This window comes from Azospirillum sp. UENF 112521, assembly GCF_058780665.1.
Genome location: NZ_JBSNCI010000001.1, coordinates 322609 through 339130 on the forward strand (window position 1 = coordinate 322609; position 16522 = coordinate 339130).

18 protein-coding genes are annotated in these 16522 nt (G+C 67.5%); 4 read left to right on the top strand and 14 right to left on the bottom strand.

From position 1 onward, the window contains the following. Positions 1-197: 197 nt before the first annotated feature. Positions 198-917 carry a hypothetical protein gene (locus tag ACWPN8_RS01385; protein ID WP_109096197.1) on the top strand — a complete coding sequence of 240 codons (720 nt, stop codon included), beginning with the start codon at positions 198-200 and terminating at the stop codon, positions 915-917. Positions 918-929: 12 nt separating this feature from the next. On the opposite strand, the gene ACWPN8_RS01390 is transcribed toward ACWPN8_RS01385, so the two are convergent. Together ACWPN8_RS01390 and ACWPN8_RS01395 are read right to left on the bottom strand one after the other, a co-directional pair. Beyond that, complete coding sequence (locus tag ACWPN8_RS01390; protein ID WP_492239653.1) at positions 930-1598, bottom strand: response regulator transcription factor; 669 nt, start codon at positions 1596-1598, stop codon at positions 930-932. Between the two features lie 169 nt (positions 1599-1767). Then, complete coding sequence (locus tag ACWPN8_RS01395) at positions 1768-2811, bottom strand: OmpA family protein (RefSeq protein WP_109452392.1); 1044 nt, start codon at positions 2809-2811, stop codon at positions 1768-1770. Between the two features lie 213 nt (positions 2812-3024). On the opposite strand from ACWPN8_RS01395, the gene ACWPN8_RS01400 reads away from it, so the two are divergent. Then, on the top strand, positions 3025-4116 hold the full coding sequence (locus ACWPN8_RS01400; protein ID WP_492239654.1) for an MBL fold metallo-hydrolase: 1092 nt from the start codon (positions 3025-3027) through the stop codon (positions 4114-4116). A gap of 6 nt (positions 4117-4122) precedes the next feature. Here the strand turns inward: ACWPN8_RS01400 and ACWPN8_RS01405 are convergent, their stop codons facing one another. Further along, the gene (locus ACWPN8_RS01405; protein WP_042696427.1) at positions 4123-4329 is read right to left on the bottom strand and encodes a hypothetical protein; all 207 of its coding nucleotides are present in this window, start codon (positions 4327-4329) and stop codon (positions 4123-4125) included. A 228-nt stretch (positions 4330-4557) separates the two neighbouring features. On the opposite strand from ACWPN8_RS01405, the gene ACWPN8_RS01410 reads away from it, so the two are divergent. Next, entirely contained in the window at positions 4558-4839 is a 282-nt protein-coding gene (locus ACWPN8_RS01410; protein WP_109096194.1) for a hypothetical protein, read from the top strand. Positions 4840-4938: 99 nt separating this feature from the next. Here the strand turns inward: ACWPN8_RS01410 and ACWPN8_RS01415 are convergent, their stop codons facing one another. The 7 genes from ACWPN8_RS01415 to ACWPN8_RS01445 all read right to left on the bottom strand — a co-directional run bounded on the left by ACWPN8_RS01415 (position 4939) and on the right by ACWPN8_RS01445 (position 11759). Continuing rightward, entirely contained in the window at positions 4939-6039 is a 1101-nt protein-coding gene (locus tag ACWPN8_RS01415; protein ID WP_109096193.1) for a branched-chain amino acid ABC transporter substrate-binding protein, read from the bottom strand. 201 nt (positions 6040-6240) lie between these two features. Then, the gene (locus ACWPN8_RS01420) at positions 6241-6594 is read right to left on the bottom strand and encodes a DUF6867 family protein (protein WP_492239655.1); all 354 of its coding nucleotides are present in this window, start codon (positions 6592-6594) and stop codon (positions 6241-6243) included. A 1-nt stretch (position 6595) separates the two neighbouring features. Beyond that, a complete protein-coding gene (locus tag ACWPN8_RS01425) occupies positions 6596-7306 on the bottom strand; it encodes an ABC transporter ATP-binding protein (protein WP_014189439.1) in 711 nt (236 codons plus the stop codon). Positions 7307-7309: 3 nt separating this feature from the next. Continuing rightward, positions 7310-8206, bottom strand: a complete 897-nt coding sequence (locus ACWPN8_RS01430; protein ID WP_492239656.1) for an ABC transporter ATP-binding protein — start codon at positions 8204-8206, stop codon at positions 7310-7312. Further along, a complete protein-coding gene (gene livM, locus ACWPN8_RS01435; RefSeq protein WP_492239657.1) occupies positions 8203-9687 on the bottom strand; it encodes a high-affinity branched-chain amino acid ABC transporter permease LivM in 1485 nt (494 codons plus the stop codon). Before livM ends, ACWPN8_RS01430 begins: the two co-directional genes overlap by 4 nt. Positions 9688-9692: 5 nt before the next feature. Then, on the bottom strand, positions 9693-10598 hold the full coding sequence (locus ACWPN8_RS01440) for an ABC transporter permease subunit (protein ID WP_109491242.1): 906 nt from the start codon (positions 10596-10598) through the stop codon (positions 9693-9695). A 396-nt stretch (positions 10599-10994) separates the two neighbouring features. Then, positions 10995-11759 (bottom strand): hypothetical protein, encoded by a 765-nt coding sequence (locus ACWPN8_RS01445; protein ID WP_492239658.1) that lies wholly within the window; start codon positions 11757-11759, stop codon positions 10995-10997. A 264-nt stretch (positions 11760-12023) separates the two neighbouring features. Here ACWPN8_RS01445 and ACWPN8_RS01450 point away from each other — a divergent pair, with 264 nt between their 5' ends. Then, positions 12024-13028: an ROK family protein gene (locus tag ACWPN8_RS01450; RefSeq protein WP_492239659.1), complete on the top strand. Its 1005-nt coding sequence runs from the start codon at positions 12024-12026 to the stop codon at positions 13026-13028. Positions 13029-13035: 7 nt separating this feature from the next. On the opposite strand, the gene ACWPN8_RS01455 is transcribed toward ACWPN8_RS01450, so the two are convergent. From ACWPN8_RS01455 to ACWPN8_RS01470, 4 genes are all read right to left on the bottom strand, one after another. Continuing rightward, entirely contained in the window at positions 13036-13434 is a 399-nt protein-coding gene (locus ACWPN8_RS01455) for a hypothetical protein (protein WP_109448435.1), read from the bottom strand. A gap of 171 nt (positions 13435-13605) precedes the next feature. Beyond that, positions 13606-15312: an ArnT family glycosyltransferase gene (locus ACWPN8_RS01460; RefSeq protein ID WP_492239660.1), complete on the bottom strand. Its 1707-nt coding sequence runs from the start codon at positions 15310-15312 to the stop codon at positions 13606-13608. Further along, positions 15309-15644, bottom strand: coding sequence for a lipid-A-disaccharide synthase N-terminal domain-containing protein (locus ACWPN8_RS01465; RefSeq protein WP_109448431.1), 336 nt, complete (start codon positions 15642-15644; stop codon positions 15309-15311). The genes ACWPN8_RS01460 and ACWPN8_RS01465 overlap by 4 nt, the downstream gene beginning before the upstream one ends. A gap of 54 nt (positions 15645-15698) precedes the next feature. Beyond that, the gene (locus tag ACWPN8_RS01470; protein ID WP_492239661.1) at positions 15699-16460 is read right to left on the bottom strand and encodes a glycosyltransferase family 2 protein; all 762 of its coding nucleotides are present in this window, start codon (positions 16458-16460) and stop codon (positions 15699-15701) included. Positions 16461-16522 lie beyond the last annotated feature (62 nt).

The window sequence follows — 16522 nt, forward strand, 5'->3', positions numbered from 1 at the left end:
CGGAGTGCAGGCACCGCGGCGGCGACATGTGAACACCGATGGGAAAATCCTGCCGCCCCTGCCGGTCCAAACCTGCCGCCCGGCACCGATGAGCCTGCCATAGCCCCTGTCAGGTCAAAGGCTTAGCTCTGGCCCGCATCCTGCACACCCCTCGATTGTCATTTCCTGACGGGAATGCGGAACGAGGGGAGCGCACCATGGTCAGCCTGTCCAGTTACGCCGATGTCGGCAGCATGGCCCAGAGCCTGCAGCAGTCGATCGACGCCGCGGTCAAGCGCGTGCAGCAGCAGGCAACGGGCAATGGTGGTGCTACCGGCAAGGTCCAGGAGTACGAGCAGACCGTCAACAAGTCGGCGATGAACGCCGCCCCCTTCGCGACGGGCATCGGCACCCTGATAAAGGACACCAGCCGGCTGAACGTCTTCAGCTCGCTGGCCTCCAACGATCCGGCAGATTTCTACAAGTTCAACGTGCCCACATCCGGCGCCGTGACGCTGGGGACGGTGGGCGATGCCGGCGTCCGGCTTCAGCTGATGGACCGTGGCGGCAAGGTCATCGCCGACAGCAACAAGGATGCCGGCGCCAGCTATGACGCCTTCCAGAAGCTGAAATCCGGCCAGATGACGCTGGACAAGGGCGACTACACCCTGCGTGTCGCCCGCGACAAGGACGTGCCGGTCAAGGATGCCAAGAGCTACGGCGTCCAGCTGCGCATGGGCAACTACAGCAAGGACTACGACACCATCGCCAAGCAGCCGGCCAAGGGCGACAACCCCTTCGGCGGCAACACCAAGCTTCAGGGCCTGGCCTCGATCCTGGGAGCGGGCAGCGCCTCGCTCAACCCCTCGGCGATGCTGCTGGGCGGGTCCGGCGGCAGCTATGGCGGGCGCGGATCGCTGCTGAACGCGATCCTGTGATCGCAGTAGGCGTCAGGCCAGACGGTCGCGCCCCGTTTCCTTGACCAGCAGAACCGCCTGGGTGCGGCTGCCGACGTTCAGCGCCTTGAGCACACCGGTGACGTGGGTCTTCACGGTGGACAGGTTCAGGCCCAGCCGCTCGCCGATCTCCTGGTTGGACAGGCCTTGGGCCAGCAGGTCCAGAACCTCCAACTGGCGGCGGGTCAGCCCGTCGAAGATGCTGGGGGCCACGGCACGCGGGGTCCCGGCGACCGCGTGGGCAGGGGCGCCCGGCATACCCAGCACCGGCGGCACATAGGATCCGCCGGCCATCACCAGCCGCAGGATGTTCACCACCAGCACGTCGTCGGTCGATTTCGGAATGAAGGCCCGGACGCCGCGCGACAGCACCGCGCGCATTTCGTCCGGCGACTCGATCATCGAGAAGATGGCAACCGGAACCGGCGCCACGCGCTTGACCAGCGCCTCGACATCCTCCAGCCCGCCGAGACCCGGCATGCGCAGGTCCATCACGATGAGGTCGAACGCGGTCCCGCCGTCCTGCATCGCGCCGTCGAGGATGGCGTTCAATTGGCTGAAGCTGGTGGCGGCCACCACGGTGGCCTGCTCGTCCAGTTCACCCACCAGATGGGTCAAGCCGCTGCGGACGATGGAATGATCGTCGGCGATCAGAACCTGCATGTAACGTCTCGGACCGGAGATGCCTTGGGTACCGTATCGTCATACGCTGACGCAACGGTCCGCGCTACCTCCTTCGCACATCCGGCACCTTTGTTCCATTGCCGCGATGCTTGGAAGGATTGCAGGCGCCTGCGGGGGAGAGGCCGCCGCCCCTCCCCCCGTTTGCCGTTCAGGAGATCTTGATCATGATCTGGGCACGGCGGTTCGACGGCTCGCGCACGTTCGGACCGGTCGGGACCATCAGCTGGTTCTCGCCGACACCTTCGATGGAGATAATGTTGGCCGGCGTGCCATGCTTGATCATGGCCTGCCGCACCGCCTCGGCGCGGCGGAGCGAGAGCCTCTGGTTGTAGGACGGCGCGCCCGAGGTGTCGGTGTGGCCGATCACTTGGATGCGGACGGCACGCGCACGGCTGGCACCGTCGGCGGCATCGGCGATGATCTTGTCGGAGTTCGGCGTGATGACCGCCTTGTCCCAATCGAAGAACACCTGATACTCGCTCTGCGGCTGGGCGGCCATCGGCGGGGCTGCCGGCGCCGGGGCGGCGATGGGGGTCGCACGCTCCGGACCACCGAAGGTGTAGCGCAGGCCGGCGAGGATCGTGTGATTGCGGTACTCGCCCTTCGAGGTCACCGGACCCAGCTCGAATTCCGGATCGACGGTGGCGAAATACCGGTAATCCAGCGTCAGCGCGACATTGTCGTTGATCGCATAGGATGCGCCGACGATGCCCTGATAGGCGAAGACCCAGTCGCGGTCGCTGGCGCCGTTCAGCGACTGCTTGACGCCGGCGATACCGGCACCGGCACCGATGTAGGGGGTGATCGGCAGGCCGATGTTGATGTCGTACAGCAGGTTGCCCATGAAGGCGACCGAGCTCATCTTGCCGCCCAGATTGTTCAGGCCGGGGGTGGCGCTGCTGGTGCCGTCGACGCTGTTGCGCCACCGCCAGGCGGCCTCCAGCTCGGCGCGCAGGCCCATCGCGGTGGCGTAGCCGACCGACAGGTCGCCGATGCCGCCGATCTTGAATTCCTCCTTCAGGCCCAGGCCGGGAGCCGGATAGCTGCTGAGGTCCGCATCCTCGGTCCAGTTCACGCCGGCGCCAGCACCGACATAGAAGCCTTCCGTACCGGCGAAAGCGGCGGTCGGGACGGCCAGCGAAGGAAGAGCGACGGTCAGTGCCGTGCCCAGCAAAATCCCACGCATCGTCATGTTCTTGTTCCCATCGTTGACGGCGTTGGTCGATCGGGACATCCCGGCCTGCGGTGAAATGCGTGACAGAACGGGCTCCGGCCCCGACAATGGATTCCGCACCTGCGGCTTCCAATCCCGCCGCCTCACGCCCATTTTCCCTGTTGCAGATTTGCCTCAGCCGCCTCAGAGGCATTTCCTCGCGCGATAACAATAACTTGGACAGAATCCCCAATGCCCTCTACCCCGGACGGTTCGGTTGATTACCCCCTCTGCACCACTCCCGAGCCCGGCGGCTGGCAGGAGGTGACGCCCGGCGTGCTGTGGATCCGGCTGTCCCTCCCTTTCCAGCTCGACCACATCAATGTCTGGGCACTGGACGGCGGCACGGTCGGCTGGACGCTCGTCGATTGCGGGCTCGGCGATCCGCGCAGCCGCGCGGTGTGGGAAGTGCTGCTGCGCGATGCGCTGGGCGGGCGCCCGGTGGAGCGGGTGGTCGTCACCCATTTCCATCCCGACCATATCGGCGCCGCCGCCTGGCTGGTGGAACGGACCGGCGCCGGCTTTGCCACCTCGCTGACCGAATGGCTGTTCGCCCGCACCCTGTCGGCCGGCACCGATGCCGCCACCGACGCGGTGGTCGAGCAGTTCTATCGCCGCTGCGGCCTGGAGGAGGATACGCTGCGGTCGCTGCTCGCCCGCAAGGGGGCCTACAGCCGCGGCGTGCCCGCCGTGCCGGCGACGCTGAACCGCCTGCGGGCCGGCGACCGGCTGCCGGTGGGGGACCGCCACTGGACGGTGATCGGCGGCAGCGGCCATACGGCGGAACCGGTCAGCCTCTACCGGCCGGCCGGCGGCGGCAGCCCGGACCTGCTGATTTCCGGCGATCAGATTCTTCCGCGCATCAGCCCGAACATCAGCGTCTGGCCGTCGGAACCGGAGGCCGATCCGCTCGCCGACTATCTTGCCAGTCTTGAGGGATGGAGCGTCCTGCCGGCGGATACGCTGGTCCTGCCCTCCCACGGCCGTCCCTTCCGCGGCCTGCACCGGCGTGCGGAGGAGTTGGCTCTCCACCATGGGGAGCGGCTGGCCGAGATCGAGACTCTGTGTGCAGCCCCCCGGACCGCCGCGGCGGTGACGCGGGCGCTGTTTCCGCGCCCACTCGACCCGCAGCAGATGCTCTTCGCCGTGGGCGAGGCGGTGGCTCACCTCAACCACCTGATCCGCAAGGGGCGGCTGGAGCGGACCGCCGGACCGGCTGGCGAGCCGGCTTCGCTTCCGCCGGCCGACCTCTACCGCCAGCCGGCAGCCATCACAGCGGCCTGACGGCAGTTATTCGGTGACGATCTCGAACTCGTGCGGATCGAGCAGCGTCGCCACCGACAGGGTCTTCAACGTCTTCGGGTCGTCGGTGCGCTTCATCTGGGCATGCTGGGTGCCCATGCCGTCCTTGCGGATGGCGATCACTTCCCAATAGCCGCCGCTGGGGGACAGCTTGCGATAAATCTGTCCCTCGACCACCTCGCGCTTCCTGCGCATTTTCGTTCTCCAAAACCCGTCCCATGCCGGCGACCGTCACAGTCGCCGCGAAGGGCGCCATTGAAGCACAAAACCCCCCTGCCGTGGCGAGTGTCCGTTCGGTGACCCTTTGCCGATGACGCATTTGCGTTGTTGCAACGCAGCACGTCCGGAGCACCCCCGATGACCCTTTGCCGCAGGCCCCCTTCAGAGTGGAACAAAAGGCGCGGCTGTGAGTTCATAGCGGTCATGAACACCGATCTCGACGTGCTTGTCTTCGCGACCCGCCTGGTTGATGAACTGGGCGAAACCGCGATTCGAATGAGCCGCGTTCGTCTTGTCGAACTCACGGCCGCCAACCACACCCGTGCCGCCGCCTTCTGGCGGGAGGTGATGGGCACATGCGAACGGCTGCTGACCGAACGGTCGGGCCGGCGTGTGGCGACCGGGCTCTCCCCCCAGGCAATTGCTGCGGCGCAGCCAGCCATGGCCCAGCACCGCGTCGCCTATGTTCCCCGACCTATTCCCTGACCGGCTTGTTCGACAAGCCCGGTACTTCTTTGAACCATCAAAGAAAAAGGCCGGCACTGACGTGCCGGCCCTTTCTCGCGGAACGCAGATGCGTTTCGCTTACTTCACTTCGGCGTACTGACCGTTGTGCCACTTGTACCAGACATAGGCCGGGCTGGTGACGTCGCCCTTGGCGTCAAACCCGATCTTGCCGATGACGGTGTCATAGCTGCCCTTGCGCATGACGTCGGCAACCTTGGCAGCGTCGGTCGAGTTCGCCTGCTTCACCGCGTTCGCCCAGATCTGGAGAGCGGCGTAGGTGTAGAGGGTGTAGCCTTCCGGCTCGTAGCCCGCCTTGCGGAACTTCTCCACGACGGCCTTGGCGTCCGGCTTCTCGCGCGGATCCGGGCCGAAGGTCATCATGGTGTCCTCGCCGGCATCGCCGGTGATGGCCCAGTACTCGTTGGTCACCAGCGCGTCACCCGACACGATGATGGCCTTCAGGCCCTGGTCCTTCATCTGGCGGGCGATCAGGCCGGCCTCGGTGTGGTAGCCACCGACATAGACGGCGTCGATGTTCGCCTGCTTCAGCTTCGACACCAGAGCGGAATAGTCCTTCTCACCGGCCGTATAGGCTTCGTAGATGGCTTCCTTCTGGCCACCGGCGTTCAGCGCCTTCTGCGTCTCGTCGGCCAGACCCTTACCGTAGGCCGACTTGTCGTGCAGGATGGCGATGTTCTTGCCCTTGTACTTGTCCAGCAGGTACTTTCCGGCGATCAGGCCCTGCTGGTCGTCACGGCCGCAGACGCGGAAGACGTTCTTCAGGCCCTGCTCGGTCAGCTTCGGGTTGGTCGAAGCCGGGGAGATCTGCAGCATCCCTTCCTCGGCATAGACCTGACTGGCCGGGATCGACGAGCCCGAGCAGAAGTGACCGGCCACGAACTTCACACCGGCCTTGGCCAGCTGGTTGGCGACGGCCACGGCCTGCTTGGGATCGCAGGCGTCGTCACCGACCTCCAGCTTCAGCTTCTGGCCCAGAACACCGCCGGCGGCATTGATGTCCGCGACGGCCTGCTCCATGCCCTTCTTCATCTGCTCGCCGAAGGTGGCGTACTGGCCGGTGATCGGGCCGGCGGTGGCCACCGCGATATCAGCCTTGGCGGCCGTGGCGGAGAGCGCGGTCGCCGCGATCGCGGCGAGAAGGGACAGCTTGAATTTCATGGGTGTGCTTGCTCCCTGTTCTATGAAGTGGTCCCTGTTGCAACATACCCCCGGCCCTTTCGGGCCTTGCCGCCGGGTCCCCTCCGGCGGGTTCCAGAATACCATACCCCGAGTGGCGCACAGTGCGACAGTTTCGCGGGCACCAATCAGCCGTACGGTCTAATTCCTTATGTCTAGTGGTCCCTGCTCAACCGGCCCTGCTCAACCGGAGGTGCCGGTGCGGTCGCGCCAGGCAAACGGCCCGGCGCGCTCATAGAGCCAAGGATACTGGTTGACCATGCGGCGCGCGATGGCGATGCGATGTGCGGTGAGCGTGATCAGCCCGATCACGACGGTGTGGACGATGAAGCCCCACAGCGACAAGAGCTGCTCGCCGAACAGGCCCCAGGCCAGGAAGCGGTCGCCCACCCCCAGCAGCAGCGAGTAGGCCAGCACGCTGGAGACCGGCTTCCACCCCTCTGCCAGCGTCTGCCCGGTCAGCACGCCGCAGCCGCCGAACACCAGCACCGTCAGGAACACGAAGACCGGAACGGAGGAGCCGAGGATCGTTTCCATCTCAGTGTCCCCCTTCCAGATAGGCCGCGCGAACCTCCGGGTCGGCCAGGAGCTGCGCCCCGGTCCCCGTCATCGTGATCTTCCCCGTCACCATCACATAGGCCCGGTGCGCCAGCTTCAGCGCATGGAAGGCGTTCTGCTCGACCATGAACACCGTCATCTTCTGTTCCCGGTTGATCTCCTGGATCACCTGGAAAATCTGCTTCACGATCAGCGGTGCCAGACCCAAGCTGGGCTCGTCCAGCAGCAGAAGCCGCGGCTGGCTCATCAGCGCCCGCCCGATCGCCAGCATCTGCTGCTCGCCGCCCGACATCGTCCCGGCGCGCTGGTTGATGCGCTCCTTCAGCCGCGGGAACAGCGTCAGCACCCGCTCAAGCTCGCGCTCGAAGCTGCCGGGCTGCGCCACGATGGAGCCCATCTGCAGGTTCTCCAGCACCGTCATGCGCGGGAAGATGCGCCGGCCCTCGGGAGACTGGGCGATGCCGCGCCGCACGATCTCGTGGGTGGGCAGGTCGGTGATGTCCTCGCCCTCGAAGAACACCCGGCCCTGGCGCGCCCGCGGGCTGCCGCAGATCGTCATCAGCAGCGTCGACTTGCCGGCCCCGTTGGCGCCGATCAGCGAGACGATCTCGCCGGCGCCGATCTCGATGTCGATGCCCTTCAGCGCCTCGATGGCGCCGTAGAAGGTGTGGACGCCCGATACCTTCAGCATGGTTCAGGCTCCCTTCTGGCCGGCGGTGGGCGCGATGTGCAGGTCGGCGGCGACCTCCGGCGGCAGCGCCTCGTCCTCGTCCTCGCCCAGATAGGCGCGGATCACCGCCGGGTCGTTCTTCACATGCTCCGGAGTGCCGTCGGAAATCTTCCGGCCATAGTCCAGCACCACCACATGGTCGGAAATGCGCATCACCACGCTCATGTCATGCTCGATCAGCAGCACGCCCGTGCGGTGACCCTGCGGGGTCTGCACGTCGCGGATGAAGGTCAGGATCTCGGCCAGCTCCCCCGACTCGCGCGGGTTCAGGCCGGCCGCCGGCTCGTCCAGGCACAGCAGCACCGGCTCGGTGCACATGGCGCGCGCGATCTCCAGCCGGCGCTGGGCGCCGTAGGGCAAATTGCCGGCTTCCCAGTCGGCGAACTCGGTCAGCCGCACCCGGTCCAGCCAGTATTTCGCCAGCTCCACCGCCTCATGCTCGGCCTTGCGGAAGCCGGGCAGGCCCAACAGGCCGGCGATGGCGAAGCCCGACGCCCGCATCAGCTTGTTGTGCTGGGCGACGATCAGGTTCTCCAGAACGCTCATGCCGCTGAACAGCCGGATGTTCTGGAAGGTGCGCGCCACGCCCGCCAGCTGGGCGATGCGGTAGCCCGGCATCCGCTCCAGCAGGAACTCCTTGCCGGCGGGATGGCGCAGCGTCAGCCGCCCCACGGTCGGCGTGTAGAAGCCGGTGACGCAGTTGAACAGCGTCGTCTTGCCCGCACCATTGGGGCCGATCAGCGCGGTGATCTCGCCCGCCCGCGCCTCGAACGACACGTCGTTGTTCGCCACCAGACCGCCGAAGCGCATGGTCAGGTGTTCGACCGACAGAAGCGGCTTTTCAGTCATGACGGCGCTCATTTCGCGGCTCCCGCGGCGGGCTTTTTGCCGCCATGCAGGAGGATGGTCGGGTCGCGGTGGGCCAGCAGGCCGCGCGGACGCCACAGCATGATCACCACCATGCCGGCACCGAAGGCCAGCATGCGGTAGTCGGCCAGCTCGCGGAACGCTTCCGGCAGACCGATCACCAGCAGCGTGGCGACCACCACGCCGATCTGGCTGCCCATGCCGCCCAGCACCACGATGGCCAGGATGATCGCCGACTCGATGAAGGTGAAGCTCTCCGGGCTGATGAAGCCCTGGCGCGTCGCGAAGAAGGAGCCGGCGAAGCCGCCGAACATCGCCGCGATGGCGAAGGCCGCCAGCTTCATGTTGGTGCGGTTGATGCCGAGGGACGCGCAGGCGATGTCGTCCTCGCGCAACGCCTCCCAGGCCCGGCCCAGCGGCAGCTTGCGCACCCTGAGCGTGAACAGGTTCACCACCAGCGCCAGGGCCAGGATGAGGTAGTAGAGGAAGATGATGCGGTGGAGCGGCGAGAACTCCAGCCCGAACAGCTCGTGGAAGGCGGCCATGCCCTCGGCCGGCGTGCGGGAGAAGTCGGCGATGCCGAAGAAGCTCGGCCGCGGGATGCCGGAGATGCCGTTCGGGCCGCCGGTGAACTGGTACCAGTTGACCAGGATGATGCGGATGATCTCGCCGAAGCCCAAGGTCACGATGGCGAAATAGTCGCCGCGCAGCCGCAGGACGGGGAAGCCCAGCAGCACGCCGGAACAGGCGGCGAGCAGCCCTGCCAGCGGCAGGCAGAGCCAGAAGCTGAGCCCGAAATAATGGGCGAGCAGCGCGTAGCTGTAGGCGCCGACGGCGTAGAAGGCGACATAGCCAAGGTCGAGCAGGCCGGCCAGACCGACCACGATGTTCAGGCCCCAGCCCAGCATGATGTAGGTCAGCAGCAGGATGCCGATGTCCAGCAGCATGCGGTCGGCCAGCGGCGTCATCGGCAGGATGGCGGCGAAGACGACGGCGACCGGGCCGATGTATTTGCTGGCGTGCTGGACCTTCGCGGCGAAGCGGTCCATGCGCTTGTCGCGGTCGGCCTGGCTGAGCTTGGAGCGGCCGGTGGCGACCGTCATGGCGGCGCGGATGGCGATGACGCCGCCGCCCAGCACCAGCACGAGGCGCAGCACCTGGGTCGGCATCGGCAGCACCAGCCCGACGCCGGCGCAGGCCAGAGCCAGGATCAGCACCGGCAGAGCCATGCCCTGGCGGATCAGCCCGAGCCCGAGCCGGCCGAGGAAGACCAGCAGAAGGGAGGCGATGACTTCTTCCGGCCGGGCTTCGATGCCGAGACCGGTGGGGCGGTCGACGGTGCGCAGGCCCACCAGCGGCACGGTCAGCAGCAGGGCCACGAAGGCGGCAAGGCCGGCGTCCTTGACGGTGGCGGCCCAGTCGACGCCGCGCGCGGCGCCGCGTCCGGCGGAGAGGGTGTTGGAGTGCGTGGTCATGGCGCTTACACCTTCTCGATCTCGGGCCGGCCGAGCAGGCCGGTGGGCCGGAAGATCAGGACGAGGACGAGGATGGAGAAGGTGGCGACGTCCTTCCATTCGGAGCCGACATAGCCCGACCAGAAGGCTTCGATCAGGCCGATGACCACACCGCCGAGCATGGCGCCGGGCAGCGAGCCGACCCCGCCGAGCACGGCGGCGGTGAAGCTTTTCACGCCGGCCAGGAAGCCGATGTAGAAGTCGATGACGCCATAGATCAGCAGCACCATCATGCCGGCGACGGCGGCGAGTGCAGCCCCCATGACGAAGGTCAGCGAGATGACGCGGTCGACGTTGACGCCGAGCAGCCCGGCCATCTTCTTGTCCTGCTCGCAGGCGCGCTGGGCGCGTCCCAGCGAGGTGCGGTTGATCAGCATGGTGAAGCCGACCATGAGGACCAGCGTGATGATGATGGTGGCGAGCCGGACGTAGCTGACAGAGACGGCGCCGTCCATCAGGGTGAGGTTGCCGGGCAGGATGGGCTGCAGCGGCTTGGAGCGGGCGCCCTGGAGGATCTGGATGTAGTTCTGCAGGAAGATCGACATGCCGATGGCGGAGATCAGCGGCGCCAAGCGCGGCGAGGAGCGCAGCGGCCGGTAGGCGATGCGCTCGACCGTCCAGCCATAGACGCTGGTGAACAGCATGGAGGCGAGCAGCATGATCAGCAGCGCCAAGGGCACCCAGGTGATGCCGAGCGCACCGATGGCCAGGAAGGTGATCAGCGCCACGAAGGAGCCGATCATGTAAATCTCGCCATGGGCGAAGTTGATCATGCCGATGATGCCGTACACCATCGTGTAGCCGATTGCGATCAGGCCGTAGATCGCACCGAGCGACAAGCCGTTGATCAATTGCTGAAGAAAATATTCCATGTCCTCATCCCACCTTCAGCGCGGCGCAAAGGCAGGGTGCGGCGGCACGGGCACACTCGGCACACCGGTCTCGCAACAGCAGCCCCCCTGTCTGGTGCACTCTGTCTGGTGCAGCCCGTCCAGTCACCAAACGGAATGCCGTATCATCCGGAGTTCCGTCTATTGGTCTGACGGACCAAGATTTTTCCTGTTCGGAGGCGGCTCCCGCGATCCGGCCGGGCCGTCCGGCAAGTGCCACTCCTGACCTTTTCGGTAGTACCAGCCTGACGGATTTTTGCAAGACAGATTTGTGTTGTCCGCATGCGTCGCGGCGAAGAGAAAGGGCCGGAAACGCGAAACGCCCCACCGGCGGTTGCCGGCAGGGCGTTTTGCAAGACGACGCGGACCGTCAAGCCGTCAGCGGACGGCGACGGACTGCTTGGTCGGGACGGCGGCAACCTTCTGCTTCGGCTTGGCGGGAGCGGCGGCCTTGGCCGGCTTCGCCTTGGCGGTCGTGGCCTTGGGCGCTGCCGGAGCGGGCGCGGCCGAGGCGACGGCGAAGACCGGGTCGGGGTTGCTGACCACCTTCACGTCGCAGAGCGGGCGGCTGGCCAGATGCATCAGGCCGGCGTTCTTCTCGTCGCTGGTCAGGGTGCGAAGATCGTCCCCCGTCAGGTCCTTCGCGGCGACCGAACGGTCGACGAAGTTGGCGCAATATTGCGGGATGCCGATGGTGGCGGCGCGGCGGCTGATCTCGTTCGCCAGTTCGGTCCGGAACATGTCGAACTGGCGGGTGGCGTTGCCGCCGGAGCCAGAGCGCTTGTAGAAGTTGATCAGCGACGCTTCCGAACTGGACAGCAGGGCGCGGTTCTTGACCGAGAAGTCCTGGTACAGGTCGAACGGCTTCTTGTCCGGCACGACCGTGCGGCAGGTCAGGCCGACCACCATCATCTCGGTGTGCATGCGCATCAGCTGCTCGGCCGCATGTTCGGCGCGGTTGTAGCAGGCAGGCGTGGCCGGGACGCTGGACTTCGCCGGGCGCGCAGCCTTGGTGGCGGCCGGCTTCGCCGGCTCCTTGGCGGCAGCGCCGGCGGACGCCGGCAGGGCGAGCAGCGCGCCGAGGACGGCGGCGCCGGTCAGGGCTTTGAGGGAATGGCGGAGGGCGGCGCGCTGGCGACTCATCAGGGGCTCCGGTGGCGCGGTACGACAGGACGGGTTCGGGCGGGAAACTGCAGTGCCCGACAGTCGGCGACCTTCTACCCGAACGCCGTGACGGGTCAATGAGATTTGGCCGATGCTTGCGTTTTGTCCCATCGGCGCGTCGGGCAGGCAACGCCGGGTGACCGAAGGTTGCTCCCCTCCCGACGGAGGGAGCGTGCGTCGCTGGACGGGACCGGGCCGGCGACGCTATGGATTGGCGCAGCACAGTCGGACAGGTGACAGGGCATGGCAGCCACCGGATCGCAATCGGCCGGAACACAATCTGCCGGAACAGGGACCGCGGCAGAATACCGGAGCGGACACCGCATCGGCATCGATCTGGGCGGCACCAAGACCGAGGGCATCCTGCTCGACCGTCAGGGAAACCAGCTGGCGCGCCACAGAGTTCCGACGCCCAAGGGCGATTACGACGGCACCGTCGCCACGATCCGCGATCTGGTGGCCCGGCTGGAACAGGAAATCCCCGCTGGAAGCAGAGCGACGGTGGGGTTGGGCATTCCGGGCGCCATCTCACCCGCGACCGGGCTGGTGAAGAACGCCAACTCCACATGGCTGATCGGACGCGACTTCACGCGCGACCTGTCCCGGGCGCTCGCCCGTCCGGTGCGGATCGAGAACGACGCCAACTGCCTTGCGGTGTCGGAAGCGACCGACGGCGCCGGGGCCGGCTGCGGCGTGGTGTTCGCGGCGATCCTCGGCACCGGCTGCGGCGCCGGCATCGTCGTTCACGGCCGGGTGCTGGGCGGGCGCAACGCCATCGCCGGGGAATGGGGCCACAACCCGCTGCCCTGGCCGACCGACGAGGAGCGGCCGGGGCCGGCCTGCTATTGCGGCAAACAGGGTTGCCTGGAAACTTTCGTCTCCGGTCCTGCGGTTGCGGCCGACCATTTCACCGCAACCGGCGAAAGGCTGGACGCCGCGGCCATCCTGGTCCGCGCCGCCGACCCGTCGGCCGAAGATGCCGGGTGCGGGGCGACGGCGGACCGGCTGGTCGGCCGTCTCGCCCGCGGTCTGGCGGCGGTCGCCAACCTGCTGGACCCCGACGTCATCGTGCTGGGCGGCGGCCTGTCGAACGCGGACCTGCTGTATGACCGGCTGCCGGCGGCGATGCAGCCTTGGGCCTTCAGCGACCGGCTGGACACGCCGGTGCGCCGCGCCCGCCACGGCGATTCCAGTGGCGTGCGCGGTGCGGCATGGCTGTGGCGGCCCGGAGAGTTGCCGGCGGAGTAGCCGGTCCTTACTCCCGTCGCGCGGTTCGCGGCACAGGCGGAGCGTCGGCGCTGCGCGGTGCGGCCATTACGCGCTTGGCGGCCGCGGGATCCACCGGCGGCGGCGTCAGCGAATGGGACGCGGAGTAATGCTTGTCCGTCCGCTTCACGTCGGTGCCGTATCGCGCCATGCCGGCCCGGTCCTTGCCCGCCTTCGTCGCCCCCCAATGGGACGGCGCCGGGCCGGGCAGCGGCTGGGCCTGATCCAGGTTGCGCAGCAGCGGGCCGGTCGGGACCATCTGGTCGTACACCCAGGGCGCATATTCCTGCTTCTGGGCGTGGGCCGGCAGCGACAGCGTCATCACCGCCAGTGCGGCGGCGACGGCGGTCCGGATGGCGGTATCGGCAGAGAAGGCAACGCGGGTCATCGAACAGGCACCTTTCGTCCGGGAAAACGGATCGGAAGGAGCAGTCGAACGCAAAGCACCCGCGCCGTCCAATGCGGAGGCGCGTTACCCACCCCGGTCGCCGCATGCCCATGCGGGGCATAGGTCCCGCCTTGCGATACGGCGCCGGGGCTATTCCGTTGGGAGACCCCGTCAGGAGGCCGGCAGGCGGTAGAGCGTCAGGTGCAGGCGCTTTCCGGTGTTGTAGTTGAAGCCCGACAGCTCGGTCAGCGGCAGCGGCGTCACGGTGCCCAGGCTGTCGAGGAAGGCCGGCGCCTCGCGGTCCTCCACCAGGGCAAGCCCACAGGCGCGGTCCGCCGTCAGATGCGCGGCAGCGCCGGCACCATGGACCAGCTTGGTCGGCGTGCCGAGCAGGAAGACCAGGCTCGGCTCCGAATAGCCGGCGGTCGCCACCACGCTGTCCGGGCAGGGCCGGACCTGCGCGACAGCGCGGGCGGCCTGCCGGCTGACCCACACGCCGTCGATGCTCGGCAGCACGGCGGCATAGGTCCCGGCATAGAGCAGCGCCGCGGCACCGACCCCGGCGGCAAGCCCGGCCCGCCGCTCCCCACGCAGAAGAGAGCGCAGGGCGAGCGCGAAGAGGCCACCCACCGCCGGCACCAGCGCCATCCCGACCGGATCGATCCGGCCATCGACCAGCCAGGGGATCACCGCCACCGCCAGCGTCAAGGCACCGAAACCGATCACGCCCAGCGCCACCGCGGCGGCAACCAGCCAGCGGCGCGGCTTTTCGCGGCTGCGGTCGAAACCGTCGATCAAGGCCGCCGCGGCGATGGCGGCGATGGCCGGGAAGACAGGCAGGGTATAGTGCAGGAGCTTGGTCGGCACCGCCTCGAACACCAACCAGCTCGGGACGATCCAGGCGATGCAGAAGCGCACAGCATCCAGACGGCGGCGCGCCCACACCCAGGGAACGGCCAGCAGGGCCAGCAGCGACCAGGGGGCGAAGGTCACCCAGAAGGTGCCGAGGTAATAGCCGGGCGGCAGCCCCTTGCCCTCCTGACCGCCCGACACCTTGCCCAGCATGTCGTGGCCGACGGATTCGGCGAAGAAGGCGCCTTTGCTCTTGATGGCGATGGCGATCAGCCAGGGGGCGGCGATCGCGACGACGATGCCGATCCCGGCCAGCGGCTTCAACCGCTTCAGCCACCCGGCCTCGCGGTCCCACAGCGCCAGAACCAGCGCCGTGCTGCCGGACACCAGCAGGACCATCGGCCCCTTGACCAGCACGCCGATGCCGGCGGCGATCCAGAAGACCAGCGGAGCCACCCAGGCAGCGCGCCCGGCGGGGACCGGCCCACGGCGGCCGAGATAGAGCTGGGCGAGCACCGCCTGCCCGACCACCACAGTGGAGAGCAGCACGGCATCGGTCTTGGCCATCCGCGCCTCGACCCCCAGCACGACGCAGGAGGCCATCATCAGCCCGGCGATGAAGCCGGCCGGGCCGCCGAACAGCCGGGCCGCCGTCCAGGCGCTGGCGAGGACGGCCAGGATGGCGCCCAGGAACGAGGGGATGCGGTAGGTCCAGATGACCTTGTCGGCACCGACCGGAATTCCGCGCACAACATCGGCGGCAGCGGTCGCTGCGGTCTGCAGCCAGTAGATGCCGACCGGCTTCTTGTAGCGCGTCTCGTCCTGGAAGCGGATGTCGACATAGTTGCCGCTGTCCAGCATCTGCGACGATGCCTGGGCGAAGCGCGCCTCGTCCCGGTCGAAGGGCGGCAGCACCGTGAAGCCCGGCAGGAACAGCGCCGCGGCGATCAGCGCCAGCAGCGCATAGGCCCAGATCGGCAGGCGGCTGGCCGGCAGACGGCCTTGCGGCGAAGACGCTGCGGTCACGGCTTGCTCGGTACCGCGTCGCCGGTGGCCTGCGACTTCTTGTGCGACCAGACGAAATAGACGTTGCGGGCGTAGATCACCAAGCCCATGCCCTGCCCCAGCATGAAGACCGGGTCGAAGCGGTAGAAGGCATAGGCGAACAGCATGACGCCGCCGCCCAGCGAGAAGTACCAGAACATCTCCGGCACCACGCTGCGGCGCGCCTTTTCACTGGCGATCCACTGCACGATGAAGCGCATGGTGAACATCAGCTGGGCGAAAAAGCCGATGCCGACCCAGATCAGGTCGGTGGTGCTTTGCCCCTGGAACCACGCTGCGGCGCGCTCTAGCATCGTTGAATCCTGTACCGAATGGGTCGCTTGAGGGTCGATCGGCTTTAAAAGACGTCAGAGGCGTTCGGAGACCGGCGACATCTTCGTCCGCCGCTTCAGCCAGTAAACGCCCAGCAGATCGACCACGCCGATCAGCCCGCGCCGCCAGTTGTTGTATTTTGACACGCCGCGTTCGCGCGGACGATGGTTCACCGGCACATAAGCCACCGGGTGGCCGTGGGCGCGGAACAGCGCCGGCAGGAACCGGTGCATCGCCCCGAAGAAGGGCAGGTCGAGGAAGGCGTCGCGGCGGAACAGCTTCAGCCCGCAGCCACTGTCGGTGCAGCCGTCCTGCAGGAAGGACTGGCGGACGGCATTGGCGAACTTCGAGGCCCAGCGCTTCGATAGCGTGTCCTGCCGCTTCTTGCGCAAGCCGCCGACCAGCACCGGCGCTCCCGCCTCGCCCGTCGACACCAGAGCGAACAGTGCCGGGATGTCGGCCGGATCGTTCTGGCCGTCGCCGTCGAGCGTCACCACGAACTCGCCGCGCGCCGCCTTGACGCCGCTGCGCACCGCCGCACTCTGGCCGGAGCGCTGGACATGACGCAGCACGCGCAGCCGGCCGGCCTCGACCGCCGGGGCAAGACGCGCCTGGGTGTCGTCGTCGGACTGGTCGTCGACGAAGATGACCTCGAAACCGCCGACCGGAGCCAGTGCCCGCTCGATCTCTTCGAGCAGGGGCAGCACGTTCTCGGCCTCGTTGAAAACGGGGACAACGACCGACAGCCGCACCGGCTGGCCGCTCTCCGGATAAATGCTCACGGTTTGCCATCCCATTCGCCAAACGGGCGGCAAATTACTCTCGCGGCGCGGCGAACGGTAGCGGAAAAGGATGAGAC

What these genes read in the sequence shown, in the direction of transcription:
- ACWPN8_RS01385 (WP_109096197.1), top strand. Translation starts at nt 198, where the DNA reads ATGGTCAGCCTGTCCAGTTACGCCGATGTCGGCAGCATGGCCCAGAGC.
- ACWPN8_RS01390 (WP_492239653.1), bottom strand. Translation starts at nt 1,598, where the DNA reads ATGCAGGTTCTGATCGCCGACGATCATTCCATCGTCCGCAGCGGCTTG.
- ACWPN8_RS01395 (WP_109452392.1), bottom strand. Translation starts at nt 2,811, where the DNA reads ATGACGATGCGTGGGATTTTGCTGGGCACGGCACTGACCGTCGCTCTT.
- ACWPN8_RS01400 (WP_492239654.1), top strand. Translation starts at nt 3,025, where the DNA reads ATGCCCTCTACCCCGGACGGTTCGGTTGATTACCCCCTCTGCACCACT.
- ACWPN8_RS01405 (WP_042696427.1), bottom strand. Translation starts at nt 4,329, where the DNA reads ATGCGCAGGAAGCGCGAGGTGGTCGAGGGACAGATTTATCGCAAGCTG.
- ACWPN8_RS01410 (WP_109096194.1), top strand. Translation starts at nt 4,558, where the DNA reads ATGAACACCGATCTCGACGTGCTTGTCTTCGCGACCCGCCTGGTTGAT.
- ACWPN8_RS01415 (WP_109096193.1), bottom strand. Translation starts at nt 6,039, where the DNA reads ATGAAATTCAAGCTGTCCCTTCTCGCCGCGATCGCGGCGACCGCGCTC.
- ACWPN8_RS01420 (WP_492239655.1), bottom strand. Translation starts at nt 6,594, where the DNA reads ATGGAAACGATCCTCGGCTCCTCCGTTCCGGTCTTCGTGTTCCTGACG.
- ACWPN8_RS01425 (WP_014189439.1), bottom strand. Translation starts at nt 7,306, where the DNA reads ATGCTGAAGGTATCGGGCGTCCACACCTTCTACGGCGCCATCGAGGCG.
- ACWPN8_RS01430 (WP_492239656.1), bottom strand. Translation starts at nt 8,206, where the DNA reads ATGAGCGCCGTCATGACTGAAAAGCCGCTTCTGTCGGTCGAACACCTG.
- livM (WP_492239657.1), bottom strand. Translation starts at nt 9,687, where the DNA reads ATGACCACGCACTCCAACACCCTCTCCGCCGGACGCGGCGCCGCGCGC.
- ACWPN8_RS01440 (WP_109491242.1), bottom strand. Translation starts at nt 10,598, where the DNA reads ATGGAATATTTTCTTCAGCAATTGATCAACGGCTTGTCGCTCGGTGCG.
- ACWPN8_RS01445 (WP_492239658.1), bottom strand. Translation starts at nt 11,759, where the DNA reads ATGAGTCGCCAGCGCGCCGCCCTCCGCCATTCCCTCAAAGCCCTGACC.
- ACWPN8_RS01450 (WP_492239659.1), top strand. Translation starts at nt 12,024, where the DNA reads ATGGCAGCCACCGGATCGCAATCGGCCGGAACACAATCTGCCGGAACA.
- ACWPN8_RS01455 (WP_109448435.1), bottom strand. Translation starts at nt 13,434, where the DNA reads ATGACCCGCGTTGCCTTCTCTGCCGATACCGCCATCCGGACCGCCGTC.
- ACWPN8_RS01465 (WP_109448431.1), bottom strand. Translation starts at nt 15,644, where the DNA reads ATGCTAGAGCGCGCCGCAGCGTGGTTCCAGGGGCAAAGCACCACCGAC.
- ACWPN8_RS01470 (WP_492239661.1), bottom strand. Translation starts at nt 16,460, where the DNA reads ATGGGATGGCAAACCGTGAGCATTTATCCGGAGAGCGGCCAGCCGGTG.